The sequence below is a fragment of the Streptomyces sp. ISL-12 genome, from assembly GCF_018614415.1.
Lineage (GTDB): Bacteria > Actinomycetota > Actinomycetes > Streptomycetales > Streptomycetaceae > Streptomyces.
Map to the genome: position 1 here is coordinate 1 of NZ_JAGGOO010000141.1, position 15,809 is coordinate 15,809.

Annotated in this window: 13 protein-coding genes and 1 pseudogene; 6 read left to right on the forward strand and 8 right to left on the reverse strand. The window is 73.7% G+C overall.

The genetic code is table 11. The features are described from left to right. From J7I94_RS32600 to J7I94_RS32610, 3 genes and pseudogenes are all read right to left on the reverse strand, one after another. Window positions 1-911, reverse strand: a 911-nt coding sequence (locus J7I94_RS32600; protein ID WP_251076089.1) for an SRPBCC domain-containing protein, incomplete at its 3' end; no start/stop codon positions are given. A 203-nt stretch (window positions 912-1,114) separates the two neighbouring features. Then, a complete protein-coding gene (locus J7I94_RS32605) occupies window positions 1,115-2,767 on the reverse strand; it encodes a polyamine aminopropyltransferase (RefSeq protein WP_215173028.1) in 1,653 nt (550 codons plus the stop codon). Window positions 2,768-2,922: 155 nt separating this feature from the next. Beyond that, window positions 2,923-3,438: pseudogene (locus tag J7I94_RS32610) on the reverse strand (DUF2617 family protein); the annotation flags it as partial. A 1,135-nt stretch (window positions 3,439-4,573) separates the two neighbouring features. On the opposite strand from J7I94_RS32610, the gene J7I94_RS32615 reads away from it, so the two are divergent. Further along, window positions 4,574-4,873, forward strand: coding sequence for a WGxxGxxG family protein (locus tag J7I94_RS32615; RefSeq protein ID WP_215173032.1), 300 nt, complete (start codon window positions 4,574-4,576; stop codon window positions 4,871-4,873). 118 nt (window positions 4,874-4,991) lie between these two features. Continuing rightward, window positions 4,992-6,176, forward strand: coding sequence for a pyridoxal phosphate-dependent aminotransferase (locus J7I94_RS32620; protein ID WP_215173033.1), 1,185 nt, complete (start codon window positions 4,992-4,994; stop codon window positions 6,174-6,176). Between the two features lie 32 nt (window positions 6,177-6,208). Here the strand turns inward: J7I94_RS32620 and J7I94_RS32625 are convergent, their stop codons facing one another. Together J7I94_RS32625 and J7I94_RS32630 are read right to left on the reverse strand one after the other, a co-directional pair. Beyond that, window positions 6,209-8,323, reverse strand: a complete 2,115-nt coding sequence (locus J7I94_RS32625; protein ID WP_215173036.1) for an acyltransferase family protein — start codon at window positions 8,321-8,323, stop codon at window positions 6,209-6,211. Between the two features lie 233 nt (window positions 8,324-8,556). Next, window positions 8,557-9,087, reverse strand: coding sequence for a YbjN domain-containing protein (locus tag J7I94_RS32630; protein ID WP_215173038.1), 531 nt, complete (start codon window positions 9,085-9,087; stop codon window positions 8,557-8,559). Window positions 9,088-9,205: 118 nt separating this feature from the next. On the opposite strand from J7I94_RS32630, the gene J7I94_RS32635 reads away from it, so the two are divergent. Then, window positions 9,206-9,724: a hypothetical protein gene (locus J7I94_RS32635; protein WP_215173040.1), complete on the forward strand. Its 519-nt coding sequence runs from the start codon at window positions 9,206-9,208 to the stop codon at window positions 9,722-9,724. 45 nt (window positions 9,725-9,769) lie between these two features. Here the strand turns inward: J7I94_RS32635 and clpB are convergent, their stop codons facing one another. After that, entirely contained in the window at window positions 9,770-12,376 is a 2,607-nt protein-coding gene (gene clpB, locus J7I94_RS32640) for an ATP-dependent chaperone ClpB (protein ID WP_215173041.1), read from the reverse strand. Window positions 12,377-12,530: 154 nt separating this feature from the next. Between clpB and J7I94_RS32645 the strand changes: the two genes are divergently transcribed. Then, the gene (locus tag J7I94_RS32645; RefSeq protein ID WP_215173052.1) at window positions 12,531-12,914 is read left to right on the forward strand and encodes a TIGR03618 family F420-dependent PPOX class oxidoreductase; all 384 of its coding nucleotides are present in this window, start codon (window positions 12,531-12,533) and stop codon (window positions 12,912-12,914) included. Window positions 12,915-13,041: 127 nt separating this feature from the next. On the opposite strand, the gene J7I94_RS32650 is transcribed toward J7I94_RS32645, so the two are convergent. After that, entirely contained in the window at window positions 13,042-13,377 is a 336-nt protein-coding gene (locus J7I94_RS32650) for a hypothetical protein (protein WP_215173044.1), read from the reverse strand. A 5-nt stretch (window positions 13,378-13,382) separates the two neighbouring features. Next, on the reverse strand, window positions 13,383-13,571 hold the full coding sequence (locus J7I94_RS32655) for a hypothetical protein (protein WP_215173055.1): 189 nt from the start codon (window positions 13,569-13,571) through the stop codon (window positions 13,383-13,385). Between the two features lie 132 nt (window positions 13,572-13,703). Between J7I94_RS32655 and J7I94_RS32660 the strand changes: the two genes are divergently transcribed. Together J7I94_RS32660 and J7I94_RS32665 are read left to right on the forward strand one after the other, a co-directional pair. Further along, window positions 13,704-14,690, forward strand: a complete 987-nt coding sequence (locus J7I94_RS32660) for a helix-turn-helix transcriptional regulator (protein WP_215173047.1) — start codon at window positions 13,704-13,706, stop codon at window positions 14,688-14,690. A 20-nt stretch (window positions 14,691-14,710) separates the two neighbouring features. Continuing rightward, a complete protein-coding gene (locus tag J7I94_RS32665) occupies window positions 14,711-15,697 on the forward strand; it encodes a helix-turn-helix transcriptional regulator (protein ID WP_215173050.1) in 987 nt (328 codons plus the stop codon). The last annotated feature ends 112 nt before the right edge of the window (window positions 15,698-15,809 follow it).

The following is a 15,809-nucleotide window of genomic DNA, read 5'->3' on the forward strand; positions in this document are numbered from 1 at the left end:
TCGGGGAGGGGGTCGGCGGGGGCTTCGGCGGAGGGCTTGTCGGAGGGTGGCTCGTCGGCGGCGGTGGGGAACTGCTCGGCGGTGGGGGGTTCGGCGGTGGGGGGCTCGGTGGCCGACGGCTCGACGGCCGGGGGCTCGGCGGCGGGCGGCTCGGCGGCCGGGGACTCGGCGGCCGGGGACTCGACGGCCGGGGACTCGACGGCCGGCGGCTCAACGGCAGGCGGCTCGGCGGCCGGGGACTCGACGGCCGGGGACTCGACGACCGGCGGCTCGGCGGCCGGCGGCTCGGCGGCCGGCGGCTCAACGGCAGGCGGCTCAACGGCCGGGGGCTCGGTGGCGGGAGGGCGGTCGGCGGTCCGCTGCTGGACCTTCCCCTCCCCCTCGGGTTCCGGGGAGACCTCGGTCCCGGAGGCGGAAGGGGGCGTCTCCGCCCCGGCCGCCCCGGCCGGGTCGTCCCGCTGTGCCGCCTGGCCCAGGTTCTCCCCGAACCGGGTCAGCAGCCGCGTCACCGCCGCGGTCACCGCGTCCGGCGGCAGTTCGGTGAGGCGCCCGGTCACCGTCGCCGTCCCGGCGAACGTCAGCGTGGCGCCACCATCCGCACCGCCGTCCGCACCGCCGTCCGCACCGCCGACCCGCACCGTCAGCGCCAGCGCCAGCGCCACCGTGCCCGTGCCGCGCGCCTCGACGGCCTCGCCCTCGGCTGCGTACGTGCCGTCGTCCCGCGCGGTGAGCCGCACGGTGCCGCGGTAGGTGACGGAGTGGCTGCCGACGCGGATCTTCAGCCGGCCCGTGACGGGCTCGGCGCCGGCCTCCTGCTGGAGCCCGGGCACCGCGCCGGCGACCCGGGCGGGGTCGGCCAGCGCCTCCCTGAGCCGCTCGGCCGGAACCGGAACGAACACCTCATGCTCCATGTCAGCCGAGCCTACCCAGCGGACGGCGGGAACACGCCCGGCCGGCGGGAACTCACCCGCTGCCTGGGCCCGCCCGGCCGGCCCGAGCTCGGCCATCGCCCGGTTGAGTGACCGTGGCCTCGCCGATGAACAGCCGGGCGGCGGACCCGCGTACGCCGACGCCGCGTACGCCGTACGAGTGAACGCCTCCACCAGGCGCCGGGTCAGTACCGCGGATGCACCAGCGTCGACGGCGGCGGCAGCTCCGGCGGTACGGGGGTACCGGCCTCGGCGCGGGCGGCGCGGGCCAGCGAGCCGGGGGTCAGGGTGACCGGCCGCGGACCGTGCGGGTCGAGACGGAGGACCGGCGGCGTGCGCGCGGCGAGGAGGAAGCCCCAGTCACCGGCGGGGGAACCGGTCACCCGGTAGGCGGCGGTCCGCAGGCCGGCCGCGCGCAGGGTCGACTCCACGGTACGGAACACCCGCGTGCGCGCGGCGGACGGCCCGGCGTGCACCACCAGCCGCCCGCCGGGCGCCAGCACCCTGCGGGCGAGGCCGTAGAACTCCTGCGAGTACAGCTTGGTGCCCGCGGTGACGCCCGGGTCGGGCAGGTCCGAGATCACCACGTCGTACGCGGCGACGGGCACCCGGCGCAGCCGGTGGAAGGCGTCGTCCGTCGTCACGCGCACGCGGGGGTCGGCGTAGGAGTGCTCGTTGAGCGCGGACAGGCCGGGGTCGCGGCGGGCCAGCCGGGTCAGCTCCGCGTCCACCTCGACGATCTCCACCCGCCGCACCCCCGGGTGGCGCAGCACCTCCCGGGCGGCGAGCCCGTCACCGCCGCCGAGGATCAGCACGCGGGCGTGCGGGCCGGTCATGGCGGGGTGGACCAGCGCCTCGTGGTAGCGGCGCTCGTCCCCGCCGGTGACCCTGAGCCGGCCGTCCAGGAAGAGGTCGAGGGGGTGGCCGTCGGCGTCGCCGAGGAGGACGACCTCCTGGACGTCGGTCCGCACGGCCACCCGGATGTCCTGGCCGTACATGGCACGCCGGGCGGCCCGTTCGAAGTCGTCGACGAGGACGGCGGCGGTGGCGAGGAGGGCGATGACGACGATGTTGGCGGTCAGCAGCAGCCGGCGGGCCCGGCCGGTCAGGTCGCGCCGGAACAGCCCGAGCACCAGCGCGGCGCCGACCACGGCGTTGACGGTCCCGGTGACCAGGGCGCCCGTCAACTGGCCGAGGAACGGCAGGAGGAGGAAGGGGAAGGCCAGCCCTCCGATGAGCGACCCGGTGTAGTCCGCGGCGAACAGGTCGGCGACGGCGCCGCCCACGTCCTGGCGGCGGATGCGCTGGATCAGCTCCATCAGCAGCGGCACCTCGGCGCCGATCAGCAGGCCGATGGTGAGCGAGAAGGCGACCAGCAGGACGCGGGGCGCGTCGGCCCACAGGCCGCCCCAGTCGCCGGTCCAGGCGAACACGGCGTACAGCATCATGGCGCTGCAGCCACCGACGAGGGCGAGGGCGGCCTCGACGGCGCCGAAGCCGGCCGCGCCCAGCCGGCGCAGCCGCTTGGCGACGAGCGAGCCGATGCCCATGGCGAACACCATGACCGACAGGACGATGGACGCCTGGGTGACCGAGTCCCCGGTCAAGTAGGAGGCGATGGCGACCAGTTCGAGTTCGTACACCAGCCCGCAGGCGGCGCAGACGAAAACGCCGGCCAGGACCAGGAACCGCCCGGTCCCCGGCCGCACGGGCAGGGGCGGCGCGGGGGCGGGCGGCGCGTCGACGGGCGGCGCGGCGGCGCGGTGGCGGCCCCGGCCGCCCGGGCCGCCCCAGGGCGGCGGGGAGCCGGGCGGAGCGGGCACGTGCGGTTCGATCACGGTTGTGACGTTACGTTACTTCAACACTACGCTTCGTCACCCACACGTGTGGAACTGCCCCTCCTGACGGGGATCCCGGGTTTATCCGGCGCGGACACCGGAACGGCCGGACAGCAGCACGAGCCGGGGCGCCCGCCCCCGCCCGGGCGTCCGGGCCGGGTTGCCTCGGCGCAGACCCCGACCCTGGTCCGGGTGGCCACCAGACGGCCCTCCTGCGGATAGGCGTGCCAGGTACGCCAGGACACCTGGCCCACGCGCCCCTGCACCAGCAGCGCCGTGAACGCGTAGGGGCTGCCCGGGAAGACGCCGACGAGTCCGTGCGGATGGTCGGAGACCAGGGCGAGCAACTCCTGGGCGCGGCCCGCGAACGCGTCGGGCGACAGCAGCTCCACATGGGCCGCGAACTCGTACTCCCAGTCACCCACGCGCTTGGCGACGCCCAGCGGCAGCGGGGTCCTGCTGCCGGGGATGCACGCGACCGTCTCCGAGCAGATGCCCCGCTCCTCCTCCAGGAGTACCTGGTGGGAGGCGCCGAGAAGTCTCAACTCGACATTGCTGTCCGCCAGTTCGACTTCGAGGGTGGCCAGGGCCGGCAGCGGTTCCCGCCCGAGGGCCCAGGCGAGGTCGGCCGCGCGTGTGTCGGTGTAGGCGGTGTTCAGGGTCGTGAGCATGGATGGGCTCCGCAAGCACACAGGGGAAGAAGGGGCAGGGTCCCGCGTATCCCGGCCGCGCCGGGGGTGCGGCCCTGTCACCGCCCGGTCGACCGGTCAGGAGGGGGCCGCAGGACGCCCGAGAGGCTGCTTGGGCGAATGAGAGAGAATCATGGACAGTGGCGGCGCCACAGCGTTTTTACCCAAGTTCGTGGTATTTCCATCCCTCAGGGGGCTCACCAGCTCACCTGTTCAACCCCCGCGTGCGCCCCGCCCCGTGCGGCGCACGCCGGTATGCGAAAGCGTCCGCCGGGTGTGCTGCCCGGCGGACGCTCGGTACGGGACCCCTGTGCGGGCCCCTGGGGACGAGACGCGGTTCCCCTTCTCCGGAGGCTCGGCTGCCCCGTGTCAGCCGCCGCCACCACCGCATCCGCCGCCCCCGCCACCGCCACAGGACGACCCGCCCCCGCAGGAATGACCCCCCGAGTGACCACCGGAGTCACCCCCCGAGTGACTCCCCGAGTGACCGCCGGAATGACCGCCGGAATGACCGCCGTCGGACGACGGACCGCCGTCCGAGCCGCCCACCCACCAGCTGACGTCACCGCCGCCACCGCCACCGCCGTCGGCCCCGCCGACGGCCACGCCCCCACTGCCGTACGTGTACCCGCGCCCGCGCGCGCGACCGGAGCGCGCGCTCCGGCGCGAGGTGGACACGACCCGCGCGACGACCACGATCACGACCACTGCCAGGATGATGCCGACGAGCATGGCGTCACCCTCCTTCCGTTGAGCAACCCCGTTGAGCGACCCCCCGTGGGTGCCCCGCTCGTTGCGTGCACCGGAGATGCCCGGGGCCGCCGCACCCCAAAGCAGAGTTGAGCAACTTCTGAGGGTCGACGCGCGGCCGGCGTTCCCGGCCCGCGCGGACACCGGGAGACGGGACCCGCGGGCGTGGCCGTGACGGCCCCGGCGCGCTCGGCTCACCCGTTCGGCCCAATGGCCGGCACGGGCGGGCCGACCCGGACAGCGGGCCCGGCCGCGCTCCCCGAGGGCCGACCGCGCCCTCCGGAGTTGCGCGATGCCCCGGTTTCACCCGAGATGGGTAGCAGGACCCCGTCAGGACCCCCGTCCACGGGTCGTGCAAGGAGGAACTATGCGTCGCATGACTATCGGTGCTCTTCTGACCGCCGCTCTCCTCGCGGGACCCGCCGCGGTCACCGCGGAAGCGCAGGCGCCGGTGGCGTCCCAGACGACCACCGTGCAAGCCGCCCAGATCCAGCCGCAGGCGCAGGAGGACGACAACGACGATGACAGCGGAGGCGGCTGGGGCCTGTGGGGCCTCCTCGGTCTCCTGGGCCTGCTCGGCCTCATGCCGCGCCGGCAGAAGACGCGCCACAACCCGGGAACCCATCGCGGCCCGGGAACCGGCGCGCACCCCGACGACCGCATCTGAGCCGACGGCCCGGACCGGCCCGGCGTGGCGCCCCCTCGGCCGAAGGGCGGCGCCACGCCGGCCGCGGACGTACGTCCGGTGAGTTGAGGACCCCGGGACTTCGGCGCAGGATGGCCGGATGACCTCCCACGCACGCCCCCTGCTCAACCGCCGGCTCGCCGAGTTCGGGACGACGATCTTCGCCGAGATGTCCGCCCTGGCCGTACGGACCGGCGCGATCAACCTCGGGCAGGGCTTCCCGGACACGGACGGCCCCGAGGAGGTCAGGGAGGCGGCGGTACGGGCGCTGCGCGACGGACGCGGCAACCAGTACCCGCCGGGCCCCGGCGTCCCGGAGCTGCGCGCCGCCGTCGCCGCCCACCAGCACCACTGGTACGGCCTGTCCTACGACCCCGGCACGGAGGTCCTGGTCACCGCCGGCGCCACCGAGGCGATCGCCGCGGCTCTCCTCGCCCTGGTGGAACCCGGCGACGAGGTGATCGCCCTGGAGCCGTACTACGACTCCTACGCGGCCTGCGTCGCGATGGCCGGCGGCACCCGCGTCCCGGTCACCCTGCGCCCGCACGAGGGACGTTTCCGCCTCGACCTCGACGAACTGCGCGACGCGGTCACCGACCGCACCCGCCTCCTCCTGATCAACACCCCGCACAACCCGACGGGCACCGTCCTGACCCGCCCCGAACTGGCGGCCATCGCCGAACTGGCCGTCGAGCGCGACCTCCTGGTCGTCACCGACGAGGTCTACGAACACCTGGTGTACGACGACGCCGAGCACATCCCGCTGGCGTCCTTCCCCGGCATGCGCGAACGCACGGTCACCATCGGCTCGGCCGGCAAGACCTTCTCCTTCACCGGCTGGAAGGTCGGCTGGATCACCGCCGCCCCCGCCCTGCTCACGGCGGTCCGCTCGGCCAAGCAGTACCTGACGTACGTGTCGGCGGGCCCCTTCCAGTACGCGGTCGCCGAGGCACTCGCCCTCCCCGACTCTTACTTCACCGGCTTCCGCGACGACCTCCGCGCCAAGCGGGACCTCCTGTCGGCCGGTCTCGCGGAGGCGGGCTTCGGCGTCCACCGCCCCGCCGGCACGTACTTCGTCACCACCGACATCCGCCCCCTGGGCCACGAGGACGGCTTCGCCTTCTGCCGCGCCCTCCCGGAACGCGCCGGCGTGGTCGCCGTCCCCAACGCGGTCTTCTACGACCACCGCGAGGAGGGCGCCCCGTTCGTCCGCTTCGCGTTCTGCAAGCGGGTGTCCGTCCTGGAGGACGCGGTGCGGCGGCTGAAGGCCCTGCCGCACGTGTAGAGGCCGGCCGAGTACGCCTTGAGCGGCGTACGTCAGAGCCGGTCCAGGAGCCGGTCCAGCGCGCGCCCCAGCACCGGTGTCAGCGCCTCCGCGTACGCCTCGGAGAGGTGGCTGTCGTCCCGGTAGACGGGGGTGTCGGCGACGACCACGGGACAGACACCGGTGCGGGCGGCGCAGAGCCAGGGGGCGGGGTCGACGACCGGGATGCCGACCGCGTCGGCGGCGGCGCGGACGGCGGTGTTCCGGACGGGGTCGCGGACGGCGTCCGGCAGCCGGGCGGCGCAGGCGTGCAGCTGCCCGGAGTTGGCGGCGGCGCAGTCGACCGGGTCGCCCTGCGGCCACGGCGTGTCCAGCAGCGCGACGACGCGGGCGCCGGAGGCACCGAGCCGCCGGAAGGTGTCCGCGTGGCCGGTGGTCCACTGCCGCGCCAGGTCGGCCGCGGGCCGGACGGGGTCGCCCGCCTCCGAGGAGGAGACGACGACCAGGTCCGGACGGAGCGCGCCGATCCGCGCGACGGCGTCGGCCCGCCAGGTGTCGCAGGCGGTGTACGGCTCACCGCGGCGCACGATGGTCACCTCGGCGGCCTTGCAGGACGCCTTGGTCAGCGAGACCAGCCGCCACCCGCGCGCGGTCGCGAGCCGGTCGAGGGCCGGGAACCACTGCGCCGCGTGGGAGTCGCCGAAGAGCACGACCGTGCGGGAGGCGGTGCGGTCGCCGTAGACGCAGGGCGTGGCCCGGGTGGTGCCGTGGTCGACGTGGCAGCCGTCCCGGTAGACCGCGGAGCGGTTGGTCTTCACCTCGGGCAGCGCCGGGGAGAGGTTGCCCGGCAGGACGCCGGGGGACGCCGTCAGCAGGCCGGTCAGCCGGGCCCCGGGGTCCGCGGCGGCGGCCAGTTCCCGCGCGAGCGGGGGCGCGGGCGGGCCGGTCGCGATGGCCGGCGGGACGGCCGTCGCCGTCAGGGCCAGCGCCGCGGTCCCCGCCGACAGTCCGGCGCCGAGCGCCAGGCCGCGCCCGGGGCGTCCGGCCAGCGCCCGGTGGAAGCGCACCGGGTCCTCCACCAGGCGCAGCGTCAGCCAGGCCGGCCCCAGCGCCGCCGCGCACAGCCCGAGCGCGAGGGGCACCCCGGCGGTGCCGTCCGTGCGGCCCAGCGCCGCCGGGGCTATGACCAGCAGCGGCCAGTGCCACAGGTACCAGCCGTAGGAGAGCCCGCCGAGCCGGACCAGGGGCCGCCGCCCGAGCAGCCGGCCCACACCGTAGCGGGCGGGCGCGCAGCCGCCGGCCAGCACCAGCACCGCGCCCAGCACCGGCAGCAGGGCGTACGGTCCCGGGAACGGCGTCCCGTCGTCGTACGCCACCGCCGCCAGGGCTATGCAGGCCAGGCCGAGCCAGCTCAGCGGGCCCGCGACGGCGCCGGGCAGCTTCCGCAGCCGGGCCGCGCACAGCGCGAGCAGGGCACCGGCGCCCAGTTCCCAGGCCCGGGTGAGGGAGGAGAAGTACGCCCAGGGCGCCGAGAGGTCCGTCATCCGCACGCCGAACGCGAACGACCCCAGGCACAGCACCCCGAGCCCCGCCGCCAGCAGCCGGCGCCGCCCGCGTACCAGGCGCGTGCCGAGCAGCAGGAGCAGCGGCCACACCAGGTAGAACTGCTCCTCCACCGCCAGCGACCAGAAGTGCTGGAACGGCGAGGGCGGGGCGGTCTGCGCGAGGTAGTCGGTGCCGGCCGCCGCCAGCCGGAAGTTGACCGTGTACAGCGCGCTGCCGAGGGCGTCGCCCGCGTACTCGGCGAACCGCGCCGGCGACAGGAACAGCCACGCGCCCGCCAGGGTGGTGACGATCACCAGTGCCGACGCGGGCAGCAGCCGCAGGGCCCGGCGGGCGTAGAAGGCGCGCAGCGAGACACGGCCGGTGGCGGTCAGCTCGCGCAGCAGCAGGGACGTGATGAGGAAGCCGGAGATCACGAAGAAGACGTCGACGCCGACGTACCCGCCCGTGGCCCCCGCCACCCCGGCGTGGGAGAGCACCACGAGCCCGACGGCCACCGCGCGCAGTCCCTGGATGTCCGGGCGCGGGGCGGGGTGCCGCCGCGGTGGCGCGGCGGTGCCGCCCGTCGGGGCGGTACGGACCTCGGCGGAGGTGGCGCAGGTCATCGCGGGGACGGCTCCTCACGGACGGGGCGGACAGGGTTCTCCCCCTGTACTGTCCGGCTGTCCGGGGGCGTTCCGGGTGAACGCCGCCTCAACATCGGGAACAGCGGAGACATCGGCGGCATCCGCCGACGTCCGGCGGCAACCGGCGGCAACCGGCGACGTCCGGCAGCCCGACGCACGGGAGCCCGGCCCGGGGGCACGCCCCGGACCGGGCTCCCGCCCGTGCGACAGGTCTACTCGTCGTCGTCCTCGGGCTTCTCCGCCCCGTCGACCTCCTGCTCCAGGCCGAGCTGCTCCACCAGCCACCGGTCGAACTCGATGGCGGCGCGCACCCAGCTGACCGTGGAGGAGACGAAGTGCTCCAGGCTCACGCCCGTGCCGATCAGCATCTGGGCCTCGCCGATCAGGCGGACCGTGCCGTCGTCGTGGGTGTGGGAGTACACCTTGGGCCACAGGGTGCGCCGGTTCCAGTCGTCGGCGGACTCCAGCAGCTGCGCCTTGGTCTCGATGTCGTGCGGGCGGTCGTAGAACGTCCGCACCGAGAAGACCTGCTGGTCGCCCTCGCCGCGGAACATGAAGTACGTGCGGAACTGCTCCCACGGCGCCGCGAGGTCACCCTCGTCGTCGACGACGTACTTCAGCTCCATCTGGTCGAGAAGCTGCTTCACGAGGTCCTGATCCGGGACCACGGGGCCCGCCGGGCCCTGGGGCTGCGGCTCGGGCTTGCCCCCGAAGTTCGGAATCGAGGACGGGTCGATGCTCACCGTGATTTTCCCTTCGTACGGATTCCGCCATCCTCTCCCATGCGGGGAGGGGGGTGGCAACCCTCCGCGGGGCCTGTCAGCCTAGGGCTGACATGATCCGGCCGGTCGGGGGGGCGCGGTGGGGACGGGGACGACGGCGGGGCGGACCCGGTGGTGGCTGGTCGCGGCGATCGCCGCGGTGCCCGCGCTGGCCCTGCTGCCGATCCTCGTCGGCTTGCTGTGGTTCGCCCTGTCCGACGACGACGACCGGCAGGACCGGGGCGCGATGCGGGAGACCGGCTGCGCCCGGGCCCTGGCCTTCGGCGGGGCGGCGCTGCCGTCCGGCGCCCGGACCGTCGGGGCCTGCGAGGAGTTCGTCGGGCTGGACCTGGCCTACCGCGCCGAGTTCCGGATGCCGCGTGCGGACGTGCGCGGCTGGCTCGCGCACACCTACCCGGCCGCTCCGGCGCCCGGGACGGAGTCCTGCCCGGCCTACGCCGCGGACCAGGGCACGGAGCGGGAGGCGGATCTGTGTCTGGATCTGGGCCCCGGGCGGGGGCTGCCGGACGGCGTGGAGGCCGACGCCGTGCAGATCGGCGTGGTGGCCGGGGACGACGCCGGTACCGCGCTGGTGCGCTTCTCGGCGTTCACGGTGTGAGGGCCCTCCCCGAGGCGCGGGGAGGGCCCTGCCCGGCGCCGTCCGTCAGAGCGTCTTGCCCGACGCCGGTCCCACGATCAGGTCGTCGCCGAACCGGTCCACCCGTACCGCGTCCCCGTCCTTGATCTCCCCGGACAGGATCTCCCGGGCCAGCCGGTCGCCGATGGCCGTCTGGACCAGGCGCCGCAGCGGGCGCGCGCCGTAGGCCGGGTCGTTGCCCTCGTCCGCGAGCCACTCCAGGGCCTCTTCGGTGATCTCCAGGGTGAGCCGCCGCTCGGCCAGGCGCCGCGACAGCGCGCCGATCTGGAGGCGGGCGATGCGGCTCAGTTCCTCCTTGGTGAGCGCCGAGAAGACGACCAGGTCGTCGAGGCGGTTGAGGAACTCCGGCTTGAAGGAGGCCCGGACGACCTCCAGGACCTGTTCCTTCTTCTCCGCCTCGGTGGTGACCGGGTCGACCAGGAACTGGCTGCCCAGGTTGGAGGTGAGCACCAGGATGGTGTTGCGGAAGTCGACGGTCCGGCCCTGGCCGTCGGTCAGCCGTCCGTCGTCCAGTACCTGGAGCAGGATGTCGAAGACCTCGGGGTGGGCCTTCTCCACCTCGTCCAGCAGGACCACGCTGTACGGGCGGCGGCGGACCGCCTCGGTGAGCTGGCCGCCCTCCTCGTAGCCGACGTAGCCGGGGGGCGCGCCGACCAGGCGGGCCACGCTGTGCTTCTCGCTGTACTCCGACATGTCGATGCGGACCATCGCCCGCTCGTCGTCGAAGAGGAAGTCCGCGAGCGCCTTGGCCAGTTCGGTCTTGCCGACGCCGGTCGGGCCGAGGAAGAGGAAGGAGCCGGTGGGACGGTCGGGGTCGGCGATGCCGGCCCGGGAGCGCCGTACCGCGTCCGAGACCGCGCGGACCGCCTCCGTCTGGCCGATCAGGCGCTTGCCCAGCTCGTCCTCCATGCGCAGCAGCTTCTGCGTCTCGCCCTCCAGCAGGCGCCCGGCGGGGATGCCGGTCCAGGCGGCGACGACGTCGGCGATGTCGTCGGCGCCGACCTCCTCCTTGACCATGGTGTCCTGCGCGACCTCCTCCTCGGCCTCGGAGGCGGCCTCCAGGTCCCGTTCCACGTTGGGGATCTCGCCGTACAGCAGCTTGGACGCGGTGTCGAAGTCGCCGTCGCGCTGGGCCCGTTCGGCCTGCCCGCGCAGTTCGTCGAGCTTCTCCTTCAGCTCACCGACCCGGTTGAGGGACTGCTTCTCCTTCTCCCAGCGGGCGTTGAGGCCGCGCAGCTCCTCCTCCTTGTCGGCGAGGTCGCGGCGGAGCTTCTCCAGCCGCTGCAGGGAGGCGGCGTCGGTCTCCTTGCCGATCGCCAGCTCCTCCATCTTCAACCGGTCGACGGAGCGCTGGAGTTCGTCGATCTCCACGGGGGACGAGTCGATCTCCATGCGGAGGCGGGAGGCCGCCTCGTCGACCAGGTCGATGGCCTTGTCGGGGAGGAAGCGGGAGGTGATGTAACGGTCGGAGAGGGTGGCCGCGGCCACCAGCGCGCTGTCGGCGATCTGGACCTTGTGGTGGGCCTCGTAGCGGCCCTTGAGTCCGCGCAGGATCGCGATGGAGTCCTCGACGGACGGTTCGGCCACCAGGACCTGCTGGAAGCGGCGTTCCAGCGCGGGGTCCTTCTCGATGCGCTCGCGGTACTCGTCGAGCGTGGTCGCGCCGACCATGCGCAGTTCGCCGCGGGCCAGCATCGGCTTGAGCATGTTGCCCGCGTCCATCGCGGAGTCGCCGCCGGCGCCCGCGCCGACGACCGTGTGCAGCTCGTCGATGAAGGTGATGATCTGGCCGTCGGAGTCCTTGATCTCGGCCAGGACGGTCTTGAGCCGCTCCTCGAACTCGCCGCGGTACTTGGCGCCCGCCACCATCGCGCCGAGGTCGAGGGCGACCAGGCGCTTGTTCTTCAGCGACTCGGGCACGTCCCCCTTGACGATGCGCTGGGCGAGCCCCTCGACGACGGCTGTCTTGCCGACGCCCGGCTCACCGATCAGCACCGGGTTGTTCTTCGTACGGCGGGACAGCACCTGCACCACCCGCCGGATCTCGGTGTCCCGGCCGATGACCGGGTCCAGCTTGCCGTCCCGTGCGGCGGCCGTGAAGTCCGTGCCGAACTTCTCCAGCGCCTTGTACTGGCCCTCCGGGTCCGCGGTGGTCACCCGGCGCCCTCCCCTCGCCTTCTGGAAGGCCTCCTGCAGCTTCTTGGCGGTGGCCCCCTGCCCCTGGAGCACCTCACCGGCCGCCCCGCCCTTGGCGGCGATGCCGATCAGGAGGTGCTCGGTGGAGAGGTACTCGTCGCCGAGGTCCTTGGCCCGTGTCTGGGCGTCGGCGACGACCGCGAGCATCTCACGGCTGGGCTGGGGCGGGGCGACCGTGGACCCGGTCACGCTGGGCAGCCCGGCGAGCACCCGCTCGGCGCCGGTGCGGACGGCGGCCTGGTCGGCCTCGACGGCCGCCAGCAGGTCGGTGATGTTCTCGTTGTCCTGGCGTCCTTGGCCCTGGAGCAGGGCGAGGAGCAAGTGGGCGGGGGTGAGGTCCGGGTGTCCCTCGGTCACGGCCCGGTTGCTGGCCGCGTTGATCGCGTCCCGGCTCCGGTTGGTCAGCTCGGCGTCCACGTTCGGGTTCTCCTCCTGGTGCCAGTCTCAAGCCTTGTCGACGGCGGTGGTGCTGACTCAAGCAACGTACACAAAGTTGAGTCTACTCCACTCAAGTCGCGTGAGGGAGCACCACGGGGAACGAGTGCCCGACACCCCGGACAGGTTCCCGTCCATGGACCTCTCCATCGACCTCGCGTTCTGGCGGGAACGGCACCTGTGCACCCTGACCACGCTGCGCCCGGACGGCTCCCCGCACGTCGTCCCGGTCGGGGCGACCTACGACCCGCGGGCGCGCGTGGTGCGGGTGATCACGGACCGGGCGAGCGCGAAGGCGCGGTACGTGCTGGCCGCGGGGGCGGAGGGGGCCCGCGCCGCGGTGTGCCAGGTGGACGGCCGGCGGTGGTCCACGCTGGAGGGCCGGGCCTTCGTGCGGACCGGGCCGGAGGCGGTCGCCGAGGCCGAGCGGCGCTACACGGAGCGGTACCGGCCGCCCCGGCCGAATCCGGCCCGGGTGGTGATCGAGATCGCGGTGGAGCGCGCGCTGGGGAACGGGTGAGGCCGGGCGGCCTGGGACACGTACCCGTAAAACACGAAAAACTGCAGCGGCGTCACCGTGTTCAGGTCACGGTGACGCCGCTGCGGGGGGAAGCGCCTGAGCGATCTTTTACGACGGGGGAATCGCGTCAGGCACTGCGGGGGGTGGCTGAGATGGTCCGTGAGGTGGGGGATTCCGGTTCCACCAGCCGATGGTCTCGTTGGTCCAGGTTCACAAAGATCATTCCGTACCGGATGGCACACCGCACGGGCTGCGGCGCCCCCCGGGGCCGCCGCAGACACCGGTACGCCCGGACGTCGTCGTCATCGTCCCGGGTGACGACGACCGGTTCGCCGAACACGGTCACCATCAGGGAGTCACCGCTGTGGGGGATGGCGGTGACCAGGTCGATGAAGTGCCAGCCGGAGCGGTAGGCGGTCGCCATCTCGCGCCGGAAGGAGCGGTCGTCGGGTGGGGTGGACATGCGTATCAGTCCCACTTGCTGTCCGCCGGGAGGTACGAAGGCACCTCGTCGCCGACGGCCACGGCGGCAACGGTCCTTTCGCCGCCCGTCTCGTGCGTGTCGCCCTGCACGCCGAAGAGGCCGGCCACTGTTCCCAAGGCCGCAACGGCGGAGAAGGCGGCAACAAGCACCGAGCGAAGCATTCTCTTACGCATAGTTGGCTTCGTCCTCACTTGAAGGTCCCCTCACTCCCCCGTCGGATAAGACGATGGCTCATTCAGGTACGTCGTGGCCACACAAACGGTGCATCATGTTCCTGCACGTTCATGACCCTGGGGGGTGGAGTTATGGGTAAAAAAGGCACAAGGGCGACGCATCCCCATGCGGTCACGGAGCTGTGCGACGCAGGGAGCCGTTTGTACGCGAATGCCCTGCGCAGCGGGCGCATCCTGCGAGCGGACGCGGAGCCCGCGCCCTGCCTCACGGAGTTCGCCCTTCTCCACCCGGACCCGGACGATCCCGACTGGCTGCGTCCCGTGCCCCCGTCGGTCGCCCTGGCCCAGCGGCTGACCCCCATCGAACGCGAGATCTCCGAGCACCGGCGTGCGTCGATCGCCCTCACCGAGGCCTTCGAGCCGTTCCTGACCCTCAGCGCCCAGGACACCTCCTCCGGCCACTCCATCACCGTGCTGGAGGGACTGGACCGTATCAACGCGGCCCTCGACCTCGCGACCGCCGAGTGCGCCTCCGAGATGCTCACCGTCCAGCCGAGCGGCCCCCGCAGCACGGAGAAGAGGCTGCTGGAGGCACTGGAGCGGGACAAGCCCCTGATCGAACGCGGGGTGCGGATCCGCACCCTCTACCAGCACACCGCCCGCTACAACTCCGAGCGGCTGGCCTACGTGGAGCAGTTCGCCAACGGCAAGGCCGAGTACCGCACCATCGACGAGCTGGTCGAGCGGCTCATCATCCTCGACGAGACGGTCGCCTTCCTGCCGATCCGCGACGACCGGCAGACCGCGCTGGAACTGCGGCACACCGGACTGGTCCGCTACCTCATCAAGGTCTTCGAGTTCATGTGGAGCCGGGCCGTCCCGCTCACCGCCGGCGTCCCCTACGAGACCGCCCCCGACGGCATCACCGAGGTCCAGCACTCCATCGCCAAGCTCCTGGTGGAGGGCCACGTCGACGAGGCCATCGCCCGCCGCCTGGGCATGAACGTACGCACCTGCCGGGCCCACATCGCCAAGCTGGCCGCCGCCCTCGGCAGCGGCAGCCGGGCCCAGCTCGGCTACCTCATCGCGCAGTCCGGGATACTGAACCAGGACCACTGACGCCAAGGGGGCAGTCACGCGTGACCGCGACGGCACACGAGGACCACGCGGGCGAGGAGGTGTGCCCGGTGGGACTGGAGCTGTACAGCCGCGCGCTGCGCGACGGCCCCCTCCCGGCCGCGGCGGCCGACGCGGCGCCGTGTCTGCTCGACGCCGGCCTGCTGTGTCCCGCCGTCGCCGCCCCGGACCGGCTGGAGCCGGTGGCCCCGGCCGTCGCCCTGCACCGTCTGCTGCGCGCCTCCGAGGAGCGCGTCGCCGGTGAACGGCGGCGCGGCGAGCGGCTCGCGGAGACCTTCGCCCCGCTGCTGCGGCTCGGCGGCCCGGACGCGTCGGCCGACGACTCCCCGGCGCTGCGGCTGCTCAGCGGCAAGGACCGGATCAGCCGGGCCATCGCCGAGGTCATGACCGAGGCCACCGCCGAGGTGCTGACCATCCAGCCGCACAGCGCCCACATCGGCCCCCCGCCCCAGGTCCACGAACCCGTCCTCGAACGCGACCAGGCATTCCTCGCCCGCGGCGGCCGCATCCGCGCCCTGTACCAGCACACCCTGCGGTACGCGCCCACCGTCCTGGCCCGCTACGAGCGGCTCACCGGCGACGTGCAGGCCCGCACCCTGGACGAGGTCACCGAACGGCTGATCATCGTGGACCGCACGGTGGCCTACATCCCCGCCAACGGGGACCGCACCCTCGCCCTGGAGATCCGCCACCCGGCGCTGGTGGAGTACCTGGTCACCGTCTTCGACCGCCTGTGGCGGCTGGCCGTCCCCATGTATCCGCAGGCCGAGGAGGTGCCCACCCTGGACGGCATCACCCCGCGCCAGCGCGCCGTCGCCGCCCTGCTGGTGGAGGGGCACACCGACGCCGTCATCGCCGACCGCCTCGGCATGAACGTCCGCACCGCCCGCGTCCACATCGCCAAGCTCGCCGCCACCCTCGGCAGCGACAGCCGCGCCCAGCTCGGCTACCTCATCGCCCGCTCGGGAATCCTCGACCGGGCACCCTGACCGGGGGCTGCGGCCGTACCGGTGCGGCGGGTACGGGGCGCACTCACCGAGGGCTGCGGCCGTACCGGTGCGGCGGGTACGGGGCGCACTCACCGAGGGCTGCGGCTGTACC